Source organism: Agreia sp. PsM10, from assembly GCF_030433855.1.
GTDB lineage: Bacteria > Actinomycetota > Actinomycetes > Actinomycetales > Microbacteriaceae > Agreia.
In genome coordinates this window covers 290181-306231 of sequence record NZ_JARUXC010000002.1, presented here as the reverse complement: position 1 = coordinate 306231, position 16051 = coordinate 290181, and the positions used below count along the sequence as shown (strand labels likewise).

General features: G+C 64.2%; 12 protein-coding genes. 3 read left to right on the top strand and 9 right to left on the bottom strand.

Translation table 11 applies throughout. The annotated features are described in order from the left end of the window. Positions 1–4: 4 nt before the first annotated feature. From QCD70_RS03510 to QCD70_RS03485, 6 genes are all read right to left on the bottom strand, one after another. Positions 5–2197 (bottom strand): hypothetical protein, encoded by a 2193-nt coding sequence (locus QCD70_RS03510; RefSeq protein ID WP_301213783.1) that lies wholly within the window; start codon positions 2195–2197, stop codon positions 5–7. Next, the gene (locus QCD70_RS03505) at positions 2197–2574 is read right to left on the bottom strand and encodes a hypothetical protein (protein WP_301213781.1); all 378 of its coding nucleotides are present in this window, start codon (positions 2572–2574) and stop codon (positions 2197–2199) included. Before QCD70_RS03505 ends, QCD70_RS03510 begins: the two co-directional genes overlap by 1 nt. A 209-nt stretch (positions 2575–2783) precedes the next feature. Next, positions 2784–4739, bottom strand: a complete 1956-nt coding sequence (locus QCD70_RS03500) for a glycoside hydrolase family 99-like domain-containing protein (protein WP_301213780.1) — start codon at positions 4737–4739, stop codon at positions 2784–2786. After that, positions 4730–5542, bottom strand: a complete 813-nt coding sequence (locus QCD70_RS03495; protein ID WP_301213778.1) for a rhamnan synthesis F family protein — start codon at positions 5540–5542, stop codon at positions 4730–4732. The genes QCD70_RS03500 and QCD70_RS03495 overlap by 10 nt, the downstream gene beginning before the upstream one ends. Then, positions 5539–5799, bottom strand: a complete 261-nt coding sequence (locus tag QCD70_RS03490; RefSeq protein ID WP_301213776.1) for a hypothetical protein — start codon at positions 5797–5799, stop codon at positions 5539–5541. Before QCD70_RS03490 ends, QCD70_RS03495 begins: the two co-directional genes overlap by 4 nt. A gap of 9 nt (positions 5800–5808) precedes the next feature. Continuing rightward, on the bottom strand, positions 5809–7638 hold the full coding sequence (locus QCD70_RS03485; protein ID WP_301213774.1) for a glycosyltransferase family 2 protein: 1830 nt from the start codon (positions 7636–7638) through the stop codon (positions 5809–5811). A gap of 37 nt (positions 7639–7675) precedes the next feature. Between QCD70_RS03485 and QCD70_RS03480 the strand changes: the two genes are divergently transcribed. Continuing rightward, complete coding sequence (locus tag QCD70_RS03480; protein ID WP_301213773.1) at positions 7676–9100, top strand: glycosyltransferase; 1425 nt, start codon at positions 7676–7678, stop codon at positions 9098–9100. Here QCD70_RS03480 and QCD70_RS03475 read toward each other — a convergent pair. Beyond that, positions 9085–11025 carry a glycosyltransferase family 4 protein gene (locus QCD70_RS03475; RefSeq protein WP_301213772.1) on the bottom strand — a complete coding sequence of 647 codons (1941 nt, stop codon included), beginning with the start codon at positions 11023–11025 and terminating at the stop codon, positions 9085–9087. The two genes, QCD70_RS03480 and QCD70_RS03475, sit on opposite strands and share 16 nt — an antisense overlap. Positions 11026–11283: 258 nt before the next feature. Here QCD70_RS03475 and QCD70_RS03470 point away from each other — a divergent pair, with 258 nt between their 5' ends. Further along, on the top strand, positions 11284–12624 hold the full coding sequence (locus QCD70_RS03470) for a glycosyltransferase family protein (protein ID WP_301213771.1): 1341 nt from the start codon (positions 11284–11286) through the stop codon (positions 12622–12624). Positions 12625–12631: 7 nt separating this feature from the next. Here the strand turns inward: QCD70_RS03470 and QCD70_RS03465 are convergent, their stop codons facing one another. After that, on the bottom strand, positions 12632–13828 hold the full coding sequence (locus tag QCD70_RS03465) for an ABC transporter ATP-binding protein (protein ID WP_301213770.1): 1197 nt from the start codon (positions 13826–13828) through the stop codon (positions 12632–12634). A gap of 4 nt (positions 13829–13832) precedes the next feature. Beyond that, positions 13833–14759, bottom strand: a complete 927-nt coding sequence (locus tag QCD70_RS03460) for an ABC transporter permease (RefSeq protein ID WP_301213769.1) — start codon at positions 14757–14759, stop codon at positions 13833–13835. A 517-nt stretch (positions 14760–15276) separates the two neighbouring features. On the opposite strand from QCD70_RS03460, the gene QCD70_RS03455 reads away from it, so the two are divergent. Then, complete coding sequence (locus QCD70_RS03455) at positions 15277–16041, top strand: glycosyltransferase family protein (RefSeq protein ID WP_301213767.1); 765 nt, start codon at positions 15277–15279, stop codon at positions 16039–16041. Positions 16042–16051 lie beyond the last annotated feature (10 nt).

The following is a 16051-nucleotide window of genomic DNA, read 5'->3' as shown; positions in this document are numbered from 1 at the left end:
CGGGCTAGTAGGTGACGGACTTGCAGGACATCAGGGTGTTGCGACCCGCATTCAGCTTCGCCGTTCCGATTGCGAATGCGCACACGCTGTAGGTCCCGGGCTGGGTGAGAGTCAGCGTGTCGCTGAAGCCGTGAGTCGTTCCCGTACCCGGATAGACCCGTCCGACGTCGGCGCGCGTTTTGTTGGCGACGAGAGCCGTTCCGCGCTGAACCCCGTCGGGGCCGGTGACGTAGACGTGAACCTGCGTGGACATCGCTGGGACCTGCTGGTCTATGGACCATCCGGACACGGTCAGTGCCCCTGTGCCGTCCCCGGCCTTCACAACCGTGGCACTGTCGAACGAACCGATCGGGTTCGCTGCCGAAGCGTCGATGGTCGTACACAAGAACAGGGCGTTCTTCCCATCGCTCAGCGGCGACACGGCGATGCCGAATACGCACGCTTTGTAGACACCGGGAACGGTGATCGGAATGACCTCTGAGAAACCGTGATTCGCTCCGCTGCCGTAGACCCTGTTGACGTCATCTCGCTGCTTGTTCGCCACGAACGGGTATCCGCTCGTCGTGCCATCAGGCTTCGTCAGGTAGACGTGAACGGGAATGGCCGTGTTGAGCGCACCAGTGTCGAATGCCCAGCCCGCGATGGCGATGTTCGCCGACTTTTCATCCTGAACGAGGGCGGCCGAATCAACCGTGCCGAGCGGATAGGCAGACGGCAGATTGAACGTCTTGCATCCGAGGACAGCATTCGCGCCCTTGTTAGACCAGTATGTTCCGATGCCGAAGACGCAGACCTCGTACGTGCCTCCCTGACTGATCGGGAACGTCGAGGAGAAACCGTGGTTGGCTCCAGCCGCGGGGTAGGCGGCGGCGATATCCGGCCGGGCCTGGTTGGCCCTCAGCGCCGTGCCCCTGCGCGTGCCGTCGGGGTAGGTGATGTAGACATGCGCCTCGATCGACGTCGAAGCGATGTTGGGATCGAATGTCCAACCGCGCACGGCGAAGGCGGTGCTCGCACCCTTGCCGGTGACGTCTATGCCGTCGACGACCCCCTGCGGGTAGTTCTGGGCGATGGTGACCGACTTGCAGTCGAGAAGCCTGTTGTTGCCCGAGAGTCCGATTCCATAGACGCACGCTTGATACGACCCGCCGGCCGACACCGGAATGGTGGTCTGGTATCCATGATTCGCCCCGGCCCCCGGGTACGCGTTCGCGATGTCCGGACGGCTCTTGTCCGCCCGCAGGGGGGTTCCCGTCGTCGTACCGTCGGGCTTCGTGAGATAGACGTGCGCTTCGATGACCTTCGAGCTCGACTTCAGGTCGAGCGCCCATCCCCTGACTGTGAGGGTGGCTCCCGTCGAGGACAGGCTGACCGAGAACTCGTCGACAGACCCGGCCGGGTTGACCGGCTCCGTCGTAGAACCGAACCAGTCGGTGTAGATGCGCCAGAAGTTCCTGTTTCCGTATGCGCTGCAGCTGTCGCCCGAGCCATAGAGGTTGTTGAGGGCTGCCGCGTTCGGCTGGTACGGCGTGTAGTTGTACAGGCCGGCCGTCGCGAGGTTCTCGATGTAGACCGACGTCGAACCGCACGACGCGTTCGGGCTGAATCGCACATTGTTGTTGCGCCCGGCGATGTGGTTGAACGAGTTCGGAGACGTGGAGTAGATCTTGAACTGACGAGCGGCGTAGTACACCTGATAGAAGAACCCGGCAACGGACGAGTCGCACGGGGCCGTGTCCGGGCATCCCATGCCCGTGGCCGACTCGAACCGGCCCTGAGACGGGTTCGACATCGTGACCAGGCTCTGCTCCTTCTCGAGCAGCACCAGCATGGCCTTCTGGCTGATTCCGCAAACACGGCCGACCTTGGCGATGATCTCGGCGGCCGATTCGCTGCCGCTGCCCGGGTACGTGTCGCACCGTCCCGCAGAGGCAGCCATCGTCGGCGTCGACTGCCGGTAGTTCGTCAGGCAGGCGTAGCTGCTGCGACAGGTCGGCACCTGGCTGTTGAGGAAGTTCTGCACCGAGGAGGCGTCCATCGCGTCGCCGTTGTAGAACTGCGCGTCGCTGATGATGTTGCCGGGCTTGAAGTCCGACGCCGTCGCCGCCTGCGCAACCTCGGTGTTCACCACGGCCGGAAGCCCGACGAGGAGCAGCGCGCCGACGGCGACGGCCGCAACGAGGTTCTTGATTCGCATCATGGGACTGTGACCGTTTCACTCAGTGACGTGTAGAGGTTGGCGTCGAGCGCCGTGTATTCGAGCGTGATCTTCCACGATCCGCTTCCGAGACCATCTATGGGAACCTGCACCAGACCGCACGACGTCGTGCGGACATCCGGGATGCCGACGCTGTCGGCCGCCGCCTGCTTGCCGTTCGCCTCGAAGACGAAGTGGCAGGCGCCGCCGTCTTCGACCAGACCGGCTACGTACCCGCTCGCGGAGACGGTCTCGCCGCCCTCATCGGCCGCGGCGATCACCAGCACGGGTTCGACACCGGCCGGCACCGGCTCGGGGTCGTTGGTGGGCTGCGTGGTCGGCCGCACGGTCGGCGTGGTCGTCGGAGTCTGGCTCACGGTCGGCGTGGACGATGCATCGCCGTCAGGCGACGGCGCAACGCACGCGGTGAGAACGACCGCGCCGACGACAAGGGTCAGTACAGCCCCGACAATGCGACGACTTGACAACGCAGATACACCCCCATAGGCGGGCCGGCACCGGCAAACCCACCTAGATCGTATCTATTCGCCGCGAGTGATCGCGACCAACACGCCCAGCATCGGTGCTACCTGCCGACGATGGCCCTCACGGCGAGGAGGTAGGAGTTCTCGAACCTCTCGGAGGGTTCGAGCGCCGCGCGAACGAACCAGTCGCTCCACGCCTGAACGAAGACGAGTCGTTCGCCGACCTCTCGATCGCCCAGAACGGTGACGGCGGCGCTGAGCCACCTGTGGAACGTGAACGGGTTCGCTCCGAGAAGAAGGCCCGCGTGGAACCGCTCGAGCGACGTCGAGTCGTAGTCGACCGTCACCGCAGGCAGCTCGTGCTCCTCGAGGGTCCACGTGTCGGCGATGCGCTGGTCGGCAAAGCTCGCGTAGTTGTAGACCTCCCGGTTGTAGCGCCGATCCGTGTCGAGACCGTCCGGCTGTCCGCGGTAGTCGGGTCGGAGGGGGTCGGCGAGTCGAATCGATGCCTGAGTCGTGCCGTCAGCGCTGCGAGGGGCGATGCCGGTCGATGTTCCGTCGTCGACGGGAAGGACCGTGAATCGTGCGTCGTCGAGAAGCTTGTCGAAGGCGACGATCCGGTGCGGCTTCTCGACGACGAGGAGCGGTCGAGATGCCAGCGTCAGCGCCCTCGGGTGCTCGAGATACGACTTGATTCGCTCGAGGAAAGCCGCCGACTCCCCCTGCGTGATCTTCGGCGGACGTTCGTTTCCGGGAAAATCGAACGCTGAGCCGGGCGACCAGACCAGGCAGAACTGCCGATCGGTGCCGCTCTTGAGGAAGGCGTCGACGGCGTGGAACCCGTCTCTCGAATCGCTCATCGCGGTGACCCGGAACGCGAATCCCTCGAGGCCGTACTGCTCGAGCAATTCAGTCTGGTGCCGCACGGTCTGCGGGGAATCAGGCGTGTCGAAGGTCGAGTCGAGCGGCAGGTTCGGTTGCCAATGACCCGAGTACAGCGGCTGTGCGATCGCAATCTCCGTCCACGCGCCCGATCCCGCCTCGACCGCCGGACGGTTGCCGCCGAGGCCGATGGAGCGGAAGGCCACGACGCGAGCGCGAGCCCGCTTAGGCGCGTCGACGCGCGTCGTCGGGTCGACGTCGGCGAGGTCGGTGAATGCCACGGTCGCGAGCCCGGACTCGCGGGTGAGGTACCCGAGCAGCTGATCGAAGCTCTCCTCGAGCTCGGCAAGGCTCGTCGGCCCGGCCTCGTCGAAATCCGGCTCGATGAAGTGGAACGATTTCAGCGCTTGGATCACGAACCCGCGCTGCACGGACACGGCACCGCTCGAGTACTCGAAGTCGTCGTGATCGCGGCTCATCTGGAGGCGCCAGAGCCACGCGGCAAGGCCAGCAGCACTCGCGTCATCCGGCATCGCGCGTCGAAGATTCAGGCGGGGGGCCGCCAGTCCCAGTTCGAATCGCTGGGAGAACGCGGCGAGAGCATGACCGAGATCGGATGCCGACCGGTCGGTCAGAGCGGATGCGTCACGCACCCTGATCACCACGTCGTACGGATCGAGGAAGCCGGTTCCTGCCAGGAGCGCGAGCGCGAGGGCCGCGCTCTTCGTCGGGCCGAAGCGCAGCACTCGAACAGAGCGGGCGGGCAGCGAGTCGAAGGCGCGGGTGCCGGCTTCGCTCGACGAATCGATGATGATCAGGTCGACGTCGCCGAGCGTCGATAGGACCGTCTCCAAATGTGCGCCGTACCCGGCCTCGCGCATGTGGACGACCACGACCGTGGGGGCCGGCTCGTCGATGACAGGCGTCTCGCGTACCCACCCGGCCTGAATCGCCGAGCCGAAGGAGGTCTTGCGTCCGAGCGACCACTGATCGAGGGTACGGGAGCGGAAGTCCGCGTGGATGGACGGCGCGACGGCGCCGCCTCCCCCGACACGGTTGCCGACCTGGATCAGGCGCCGACCGACTCCCCGGCGCGTTCGCCCGAGGAGGCGCCTGAGTCTCAGCAGCAACGCCCGCGAGCCGGTCTTCGCATTCTGGGCGTTCGTCACATCCACTCCCGCAGGTTCTGTCCGTAGAGCAGCTCCACGGCGTCGTCGATGTCCCGATTGAGATGGAACAGGTCGGCATTCTTCACGAGCATCGACTTCACGAAGGGAAAGCCCAGTCTCATCATGTGGAACCAGCCCACCGTCGTGGGGTTCTGATTGGCCCAGACCAGCGCAGGCGTGTCGAGCAGGGGTTCGGAGACGAACCCCTCTGAACGCAGCAGCTTGCTGAAACCGATCTCGTAGGTCAGAACAATCTCGTCCTTGTCGTCGATGTGGTCGACACGCGACCAGAACTGCCGGATGCTCGGCGCCTCGAGAACCCTGTTCCGGAACCCGAGCCAGTAGCTCTGCAGATGCGGTGCGATCTCCTCGGTGTGGGTGATTCCCCACACGTCGCTGGTCGACTTCTCGAATGCGTCGAGCGTGGGAGCGAGCGAGGCGAAGGGCCCTACGAGGCTGTCGTTGGTGAGGATGACCAGCGGAACGGTGTGGATCACAGGGAACAGCGTCAACGCGGTCGCCCAGGATCCGAAGTCGTATCCACGGTTGGGCTTGACGACGACGGTCGGATGTCCGTCGAACCAGTCGGGCCAGAGCAGCTCACCCTGAACGTCGCCGGCACGCACGACCACGACCTCGTATCCACCGGACTCGAACTCGGTCACCAGCGTCGCGAGTGACCGCGACACCCGGAGAGTCGCCGCGTAGCTCGCGATCACTGCGACGCGGCTGAGACCCGTGCGAGGGAGGGTGTCGGAGATGATCGTGGCGTCGGCGGCCAGACGCATCGCGGGAGTGGGGCGGGTCATCGCCGAACCGCGGCGACGAGGGCCCGCAGGCGAAGGCGGGCACGCCTGACTGGCGCCGTGGTCTTCCAGATCGTCGAGCCTCGGAGTTCTGCGAGGAGTCTCTGGTCTCGGCGCTGCTGCGCCTTCAGGTGCTCCACTTCTCGGGCCAGCGACTCGGCTCGAACGGACAGGCCCGCGGCGGAGTGGCGAAGCGCCGAGAATTCGGCCCGGAGGAGACGGAGCTGTTCTTCGGCTGAGACGTCGATGGGGCTGGGCACGTGTTTCTCCTAGACCGAGACTCGGGCGATCGTGTGCAGTGCTGACAGAAGCTCCGAGCCTGCCATGCGCGCGAAGCGCTCGGCGGTGCGGTGTCCGTTGTCACGGAGCTCGGTGGCGACCGAGTCCATTGTCGCAATGTCTTCGAGCGCTTTCCTGAGAGCTCCCGACTCCACCCCGTCGGCACCGACGAGGAGCGCGTTGTACCCGTCGAGCACCTCGAACTTCGTCTTGTCGTTGACCAGCCCGACGAAGGCTCCTCCGAGGCCCATGAGGCCGAGCGGCTCGAGGCTGTTCTCATAAGGCGTCAGGGCGACGACAGCGAGCGGGCGAACCGACGAGAGTCGCTCGATGGCGGCGCGCGATACGTCACCGTCCTCGACCACGACGGTGAGGCCATGGGCTTCGCCGACCGCGCGAATGACTGCCACTACGGAGGGCGAATTGTTGACGGACACCACCACCCTCTCCGACGGCTCCGGGGCCAGCGGCAGCGCCGGCAGCGCGGGCACGACCCTGTGCGACGTCTCCCACGCGCTCTCGGCACGAAGCTGATCCGCGGCCCAGCGGTTCGGCGCGACGTAGTCGAACTCGGGCCGGTACTTCGACACGATCATGCTCTGCTTGTCGGGATCGAGAGGAAACGCACCGCTCTCGACCGTCGGCAGGAGGTAGGAGGGCTTCCCCTGGTGCAGGCTTCCCAGCCAGACGGTGTCGGCCGAGCCCCAGTCGCACGCGATCTTCAGACCGGTGCGCGACGAGAGCTCGTCGACGAGGGACTCGTCGACCGTGGTCGCGTCGATCGAGCGAACGGACGTCGCGACGCCGAGCCGCTGCAGTTCGGAGGCCTGGTGCGACACATAGTCGCGCCAGAGGGCCGATGATGCGGGGCTCAGGACGAAGTCGACCTGCAGCTCCTCGTCGGGGACGGAACGTTCGAGGAACAGGTGCGACCATTTCCTCCAGAAGTGGCGCATCGAGCCCAGCTCGCGAGCGCCCTGGCTGTAGCCGCGCGTGGCCGATTCGTGATGCACGACCATGGCCGCGGGCTGGTAGAGACACCGGATGCCTCGGGTCCAGGCCTCGATTCCATAGTCGACGTCCTCGAATCCGAGCCAGTAGGTCTCGTCGAGTCCGCCCAGCTGTTCGTAGGCGTGGCGAGTGACGTAGACGCAGGCGCCCGAGATGGACCTGTTGTAGCTCGCGACGTTGGCCAGGGGCCGATTCGCGGCGCTGCCCACGTAGAGGTGCCCGAACCACTGGGGAGCGAGCACCCGCGCGTAATAGGTTCCGCCGTACTGGATGCGACCATCGGGGTAGACCAGCTTGGGGCTGACGAGGCCGATCTTCTCGTCGACCGCGTAGGCACCGTACTGCAGGGCCTCGAGCCATCCGGGCTGGGCGACGGTGTCGCTGTTCAGCAGAACGATGTCGTGCCGGGCGGCGGCCATGCCCACGTTGACCGAGACGGCGAAGCCCTGTCGTTCCTCCTTGAAGATGACGCGCACACGTGACGATTCCAGTGTGCGCAGCAGCGCGGAGTTCGCCGGCTGGCAGTAGTCGTCGACGACGATGACCTCGTAGTCGAAGCCGGCACACGTCTCTCGAACCGCTTCAAGGCACGCCGTGAGCAGCGGGAAGTCGTTGTAGCTGGGGATGACGATGCTGACCGGGCGACGATTGCGGGCGACCCACAGGCCGATGCTCGGATCCTGCACGAGGCCGGAACTGCGATCGGCCAGGCTTCGATCCTGACGGGCGAGGTCGATTCGATCGCGAGCGGACTCGGGCAATGCCCGGTAGATGCGTCGTGCGATCGGACGAATGGGGAGGAGCGACATAAGGACAACGGTATCGATGAATTACTCTGTGTTCATCATGGGACAGTCATCACACGACCGCGACACGAGATCCCGAACCCGAGTGCTGCTCGTCGCACCCGACGTGGTCGGCGCGCGAATGGCCGGCCCCGGGCTGCGTTTCGTCTCCATCGCCCGGGCGCTCGCCCCGTACATGCACGTGACCCTGGCCGCGGGTGTCGAGGGCAGCAGCACACTCGGCGACGAGGCCCGAGCATTCGACGTCTCCTATTACAGCGAGCGATCCGAGCTCGAGGAACTGGTCGCAGCGACCGACGTGATCTTCTGCCAGTTCTTCGACACGCATGTGGCGCGCATCGCGAACGAGGCGGGCGTCGCGATCGTCTACGACCTCTACAACGCCCTCCCGGTCGAGACGATCGGCTCGAATCGGATCAGCGGTTTCACCGATGAGGAGGGCAAGGACCGCGAGTACTCGGAACTCGTGAAGTACTTCGCGTTCTGCGCGCGGGCCGGCAGCTACTTCGTCACGTCGAACGAACGTCAGCGCGACTGGTGGCTCGGTTTCATCATGGCCAGCCTCGGCGTACTGCCCAGCACCCTGCACGGGCGCAAGGCAGACGAGATCATCGGCCTCCTGCCCTTCGGCTCCGAGGACCGGGAACCCGAACTCGACTTCCATGGACTCCGCGGCCGGCACGGCCTGGAATCGTCGGATTTCATCGTGCTCTGGGCAGGCGGAATCTGGGACTGGTTCGATGCGGCGACACCGATCAGGGCGGTCGCCTCCCTGGTGCATGAGAACCCGCAGATCAAGCTGGTGTTCTACGGCACGACGCACCCCAACGCATCCATCGGCGAACCCTCCACCGTTCGTGAGGCGAAAGCCCTGGCCGCGCAGCTCGGCGTGCTCGGCAGCAACGTCGTCTTCCTCGACGACTGGGTGCCGGCAGCGGAACGCGAGAACTATCTGCTCGACGCGGACATCGCCATCTCGACCCACCAGGACTCCCTCGAGACCCACTACGCGTTCCGCACACGCATTCTCGATCACTTCTGGGCCCGGCTCCCGAGCGTCGTCTCCCGCGGCGACTGGTTCGCCCAGTACATCGACGATCACGGACTCGGCACGGTGACGGCTGTCGGAGACGTGGCCGGGGTCGCCGATGCCATCCGCACGTACGCGAACAATGAGTCCATCCGGGCCTCGACGGTCGAGCGCATCGAGTCGATCCGTGCGGACTGGACCTGGAGCGAGACGACCCGGGAGCTGCGCGAGCTGCTCACCACGGGATTCACCTCCATCCGCCGCCCCCGGCTCGTCGTCGAAGAGACGGTTCAGCCGGCTGAGGCTCCGGCGTACGTCGAGCCGAGCATCCGGCAGCTCGTCAGGAAGCGTCTGGTGAGCTCTCCACTCGGCCCCGTTCTGCGCCGTGGGCGGGCGGCGCTGCAGCGGGTGTCATCGCGTCACAGGCGCGAGTAGAAGTCCTCGAGCTCGTCGAAGATCGCCGCCCAGGTGAAACGGGCGGCCGTCTCCAGCCCGGCGGCCCTCAACCGTTCCTGTAGAGCGGCATCGCCCATCAGCCTCTCGATCGCACGAGCCAGCCCGGCGTCATCGTCTTGCTCGACCATCAGACAGTTGACCTCGTCGTGGCAGAAGCCCCTGTTGCCGTGCGAATCGGTCGCGATCACCGGGCATCCGGCAGCCATCGCCTCGATGATGGGCAGGCTGAAACCCTCGTGCCGTGAGGTCTGCACGAAGCAGGTCGCCTCGTTGTAGAGCCTGTTGACGGTGGCGTTGTCGGGCGTCGTGACGTACTCGGATCGTTCGTCGTCGACGATCTTCGGCTCGCCCCCGAACAGCACGAGCCGCGGTCTCGCCTCGCCGAGGCTCGACCACGCCCGGAGGGTCATCGCGAAGTTCTTCTGGAAGAACGAGCGCCCGATCGCCAGGACGGTATCGTCGCGTCGCGTGACGTCGGGCAGCGGCCGGTAGTACTCGGCCTCGTACCCGACGGGAATGAGGGTGGGCGCCACGCCGATCGCCTGCAGCTCGTCGAACTGGAAGTCCGCCGTCGTGAGGTAGGCGAACTCGCGCCGATAGCTCGAGACAACGGCGGCGCGGGCGATGGCATCGTCGGGGTAGAACCAGGTCTCGAACTCCTGCACGAACTGCACGGGTACGCCGTTGTTCACGCTGGCGAGCCAGACGATCTGACCGGTCTCCCACCACGTCGCGACTTTGATCGCCTGCTCGTTTCGGAGCGCCACCATCAGGTCGTAGTAGCTGCGGAACCGTCGGACGGGAACGAGAAGCTCGGTCCAGGTCGGGGCATCCTCGAGCGACCAGATCTCCACGGAGAAGCCTCGCCGGGTCAGGCCGTTGGCCTGCTCGAACACTGTTCTGATACCGCCACTGATCGATGTGGCGTTCAGCACGAAGATCACCCGACGCCGACCGCCCTCGTCCACGACCGGCCGGCCCGTCAGCCACTCACGCTGGCTCTGCGTCAGCTGCGGGGCGGCGATCCGTGTGACGGGAAGCACCACGGGCGCGAAAGCGAGAGTGCGCCAGTTCTGCTTCCAGCCCTGCATGACGAGGTGAGCGAGCTGATCCGTCGTGGCCAGGGGCGCTAGCGCAACCGCATCCACGTCGATCCGGTCCATCATGCGGTGGGTGAGGTAGAAGCCGTGCACCCCCGAGGTGAGGACGTAGCGCGGAATCGCATCCTGACCGTAGTCCGTGCGGGTCGGGCCGGCCTCGACCCATGACCCGCTCGCCCTGTCGTAGTCGAATCCGGCCACGATTCGGGTGCCGTCGGAGTACGCGGGCGTCACCGCTCCCAGCTCGCCCTCGATGTCGTAGGTGTATGCGGCGTGTCTCAGCCGCACGATGTCGAGCAGCGGAATAAGAGGCTGCGAGAGGTCGACGAGCACGACGTCGCACTTGCGCCACCACTGCTGCATGAAGCTCACCAGCCGGGGCAGAGAGGTGGTGTCGGCGGTGTCGACGACGTCGCAGGCGGTGACGTCGTGCGCCCCGACGAACGGTCGAGTCGTGGCGAGCTGGGGCGATACGACGAAGTGCGTGAGCAGCGTCTGCCTGGCCTCATCGAGCCACCGGCCCAGTGACGGGTCGTCTGTCGAACCCATGAGTACCAGAACGATCCGCTCCGGCGAGAGGGTGTGCCAGTTCAGGGCATCGCCGACGGGAAGGTCGGTCGTGATCCCGTTGGGAAAGACCTTGTGCGGCACGTGCAGGGCCTGTCGTGCGCGCTGCCGGAATGCAAGGAACTCGCGAGGCCCCGTGCGCCTGAGGACTCTCGCGTGACCGAGACCCGTTCGAACGGCACCGACCGCCGACGCAATGCCGGTCTTGATCAGGCCCGCCGGATTCCTCATATCCATACAGCCAGCCTATTCGGTGATCGCAACGGCCTTCGCGGCACCCTCCCGCGCGGGCCGAAATCCGGAGTCCGACAGGAGGCGTGCGTTAAGCTGGGCCGTGCCTTCGCCGTCCACCCTCTCTGGGCTCCAGGCCAGCTCCCCCGACACCCGAGTCGCGTTGAGAGCCGGGACGGCGAATCGACAGATGGGAATGCACGCGTCATGAAGATTGCGATGACGGTGATGGTTCGCGACGAAGCGGACATCGAGAGGACTTGAATGATTTCCGACATGCAGCGAAGCACAGAGCCATCACCCCCTCGTGCCTCAGATGAGAACATCTCGGTCCAGTACGAGAACCTCGTCCAGAACAGATCGGCCGAAGGGCCGCTCGGTGTTATCGCCTTCGCCGTCTCCACCATCGATCTGACGGCCGGAAAAGGAGATCTCTTCGTCGCGGCAGGCCTGGCCCGTGCCCTGAACAGGCAAGGGTGGGGGGTCGCATTCTGGCCCAGAGAGAGATGGGATGAGCCTGTCGGAGATGACGTCTCAGTCGTCGTCGCGATGCTTGAATCCTTCGTACCTGATCTTGTTCCTGATCATGTTGCTTGTGTCGCCTGGGTTCGCAACTGGGCCAAGAAGTGGGCCGATTTGCCCTATCTCAACGATTTCGACGAGATCTGGTGTTCGTCGTCCGCCGCCGCCGCTTTCCTTGATTCCCGTTACGAGGGATCGGTTCGCGTGCTCCCGATCGGTGTGGACGATGAACTGTTTACGAAGGGAGTCGACGATCGCCCGCTCTCCGTCGTCTCCACAGCGAACGATTGGGGAGTCGAGAGGCAGATCAGTCGAAGCATCGAGTCGCTTGCTCAACATGTCGACGTGACGTGGTTCGGCACCAGCGGACACGGAGCTCGTCGGCTGGAGGGCGTCGATCGGCGCGACAGCGTCGACTATTTCGCCGTGCCGGCCATCTACGGACAGGCTCGGGTCGTCATCGACGATGTCATCGATGCCGCGAAGGAGTTCGGCAGCCAGAACAGCCGCCTCTACGAAGCCATCGCTGCTGGAGCCTTCCCGATCACGAACTGTCTGTCTGGACTTGACGACCTCGGACTAGACGATGTCCCTGTATACCGGGATTCCGATGATCTCGCCGCGATTGTGCCCGAACTACTGGCCGACCCCCAGTTCGAATCCCGGTTGGATCGGCTTCGAGCAGTCGTCATCGATCGCCATACCTACGACAGAAGAGCATCGGAGTCCACCCCGTGGCTTCATGCCGTGACTGAGCGACGAGCGTCGTCGCCCCGAGAGAGAACCTCTCTCGCTCGCTGGTTGGGCCCCGAGAGGCGCCAGACCCTCGACCTGGCCAGTGAACTCGAATCGACCTCGCGCGAACTCATCAGGACGTCGGAAGCCCTCGCCCGTCAGACCGACGAAACAGGCGTGGCGCTGGCCGAAATCGAGACTCTCGGCAAGCAGTCGCGCCTGCTCCAAGATTCCGTTGAATCAAGCGAGCAGGAACTTGCGGATATTCGGGCAAGCCGGGCCTACAAGCTCGCCCGCCGACTCAGCTCGATCGTTCAACCCGTCGCTCGGCGCCTTCGTCGTCGCTGAGACCGATCTACGTCAGCTGCTTCATCGACGGCCGGGCAAACACAACACCTGTCGCAGCTTCAAAGTACGGCACATCGAAGGAGGCAGCCTGAGCCTTGTCGATGACGTGAACGTGGGCTTCGTCCATCAGGGAGATGTTCACGAAATACTTGCCGCTTCCGAATGACACATCGGGAACGACGAATTCGATCGTGCGCTCATCTTTCAAGTACCCCAGATTCATTCCGAGGCGTTCGTTGTTTGTGCCGAAGACGACGTGACCGAGCGATGAATTGACCTGAACAGCAGCGATCCAGTCACGGATTCCTGCGCTGTGCGCAAAAGTGGCTCTGACGACGAGGGAATCGCCGGGCTGCACAGGTTCGCCGAGGCGCCGCCCTTCCGCCCACACAGATACGTCGGAGATGGACCCGACCGCGACGGGCTCGTCTTCCTTCTCCTTTTCTTGGACTTCATCGAGCCGTCTGTCCTCGAGGACGTTTCGCATCATCTGCGTGGCCTCGTGCGGAATACCATCGAAGATCATTCGACCCGAGCTGAGCAGAACGGCCCGGTCGCACAGTTCGTTGACCTGCTCCAAGGAATGCGTCACGAGCACGATTGTTCGGCCTTCCGTCTGGAAGGCACGGATCTTGTCGAGGCACTTCCTCTGGAATGCTTCGTCACCCACGGCGAGCACCTCGTCCACGAGCAGCAGGTCAGGATCGACGTGGATGGCGACCGCGAATGCGAGCCTGACGTACATGCCACTGGAGTAGAACTTCACCTGGGTATCGATGAAGTTGTGAATGCCTGAGAAGTCGACGATGTCGTCGAAGTAGTAGTCGGTCTGGCGACGCGACAAGCCTAGGATCGACGCGTTCAGGTAGACGTTCTCGCGCCCCGTCAGGTCGGGGTGAAAGCCCGCTCCGAGCTCGAGGAGCGCGGCGAGCCGACCTCGTCGGAACACGGAACCCGACGTCGGCTCGATGATGCCGCCGATCGCCTTGAGCAGGGTGCTCTTTCCGGATCCGTTCGGTCCGATGAGCCCGATCGTCGAGCCGGCGTTCACCTCGAGGCTCACATCTTGGAGTGCCCAGAAATCCTCTTTGAACTTGGATGAGCGGCCCGCATTCACAAGCCGTTCTTTGAGACTCTTCTCTTTTCTGATGATGAATCTCTTGGACACATTCTCGACCCTTACGACGGGCGTGGCTGATGTCATTTACTCACAGCTCCTGGGCGAAATTGCCCTGTAGACGCGCGAATACGCGCTGCGAAACGAAAAGCAATACGAGCCCCACAGCTGCAGCGGCAAGAAGACGAAGGGCTAGTCCATCGAGGGAATCGGACGACGAGCCAGGCGACCACACCGCCTCCTGAAATCCGATGACGGCAAGGGTCACCGGGTTGTTCAGGTAGATCTGCCCCAGCCAACCCGGCATGGCGCTCACGGCGAAAGTCCAGTGGTAGAGGATCGGCGATCCCCACATGAAGAGCATCAGGATGACCTCGACGAGATACTGGACGTCTCTCAGATACACGTTGAGAGCGGCCAACAGTATGCCCAGAGCAGTTCCGTAGATGACCACGACAACCAGCGCCCCGACACCGTATAAGAGGTGCGGCCCGAGAGTCAGTGTGCCCACGAGGAGCGCCGTGATCAGAAGGATCACCATCTGAACCGCGAGGTTGAACAGGGCGGAACCGACTGCGGAGAGCGGGAATATCTCGCGGGGCAGGTAGACCTTCTTGACCAGTCCCGAGTTGGAGATGATTGAAGAGGTTCCGCCGCTGACGATCTCGCTGAACAGCGTGTAGATGGTGAGCCCCGCGAAGATGTAGACGGCGAAGTTCGGAATCCCTCGCTCTGCACCGAGGAATTTCCCCACCACCACGTAGTAGATGAGCAGCTGCGTCAGGGGCTTGATCAGGCTCCAGACGAATCCGAGGCTGCTGTCTTTGTATCGCGCCTTCAGCTCCCGTTTGGTGAGCAGCCCGAGGAGCTCACGGTGCTTCCAGATGTCTTTGAGGGACCCGGCTGCGCCATTCACCAATTGGTCTGGCGCACCGGCGCGTTCCCACGGGAGCACATCGAGGCGATCAAGCCTCTCGCCCGCGGTCTCTTGTTTCTCCGCCATAGTGTCAGCCTTCAATCCGTTTTGCCGCACACCTGCACGACGACCGGATACGACACTACAACAGTCGGCCGGGGGGACCGCTGGACGAACGACAAACGCCACTGAACTCGCGCGCTAAAATTCGCAGAGATTGTGAAGCAGTCACACGAACCAGAGGACGATCATTTTCACCTTCTCCCGTCGCGGGCGAGACCTGAACCACCGACCCCGACGAATGACGACAGTGGTTGGTCGCGCCCTCGCTTACGCTCGCAGGCTCATCAGGAATCTGTTCGACCTGACGCGCTCCCGTCACGCAAGGTTCGCCCTCGGCATGGGAGGCCGACTCTCGATCTCGATCAAGACGTCGGCCCCGATCGGGCCGACTGGAGACGGATGGGGCGATGTCTTCTTCGCCGGCGACCTCGCCGCAAGTCTTCGCCGCCGCGGCCACGAGGTCTACATCGATCGACTCGGTGAGGAGCTCCGGCCGGCGACGTGGCAGAAGGATGACGCCGTCATTCACCTTCGGGGCCTGCACCGAACGGCGACCGTGCCGGGCGCGGTCAATATCCTCTGGGTGATAAGCCACCCCGAACTGGTCGACCGAGCCGAGCTCGGCGACGATTTCGACGTCCGGTTCGCCGCAAGCGTCTCCTGGGCGCGTTCGCGTTTCGGGGAGACCGGAGTTGAGGTGCTTCCCCTCCTTCAAGCCACGAATCCCGAACGTTTCTTTCCAGGACCGCCGGATCCCGATCTGGCTTCCGACGTTCTCTTCGTCGGCACGTCGAGAAACGTCTTCAGGCCGATCGTCAAGGATGCGCTGTCAGCGGGCGCCGCAATCGACATCTACGGCCCCAACTGGACCCAGTTCATCGATGCGGTGCATATTCGGGCCGACTCATTGGACAACGCTCGGACGCCGGCAGCGTACCGAAGCGCGCGGGTCGTGCTCAACGATCATTGGGCCGATATGAGAAGGGAAGGTTTTCTGTCGAACCGACTTTTCGATGCGGTCGGCGCCGGGGCCGTGGTGGTCAGTGACGACATCGCCGGCTTGGCCGAGACGTTCGGTCGTTCCGTGGTGCCGTACAGTTCCGTTCCTCACCTTCGAAACCTGTTGAGTCCCGACTACCCGTGGCCGAGCGAGGAAGATCGACGGCGAACAGCCGCTTCGATCCACGCGCATCACTCTTTCGAAGTCCGAGGTCGGCAGCTGACAGAGTCCATCCGACGCGCGATGAGACTCCGTCTCCGGGCGACGCTGCGGGAACTGCTCCCGAAGATCAGAAGCCGATCGCCCCGCAGCGACCAGTGACGGGAGCACC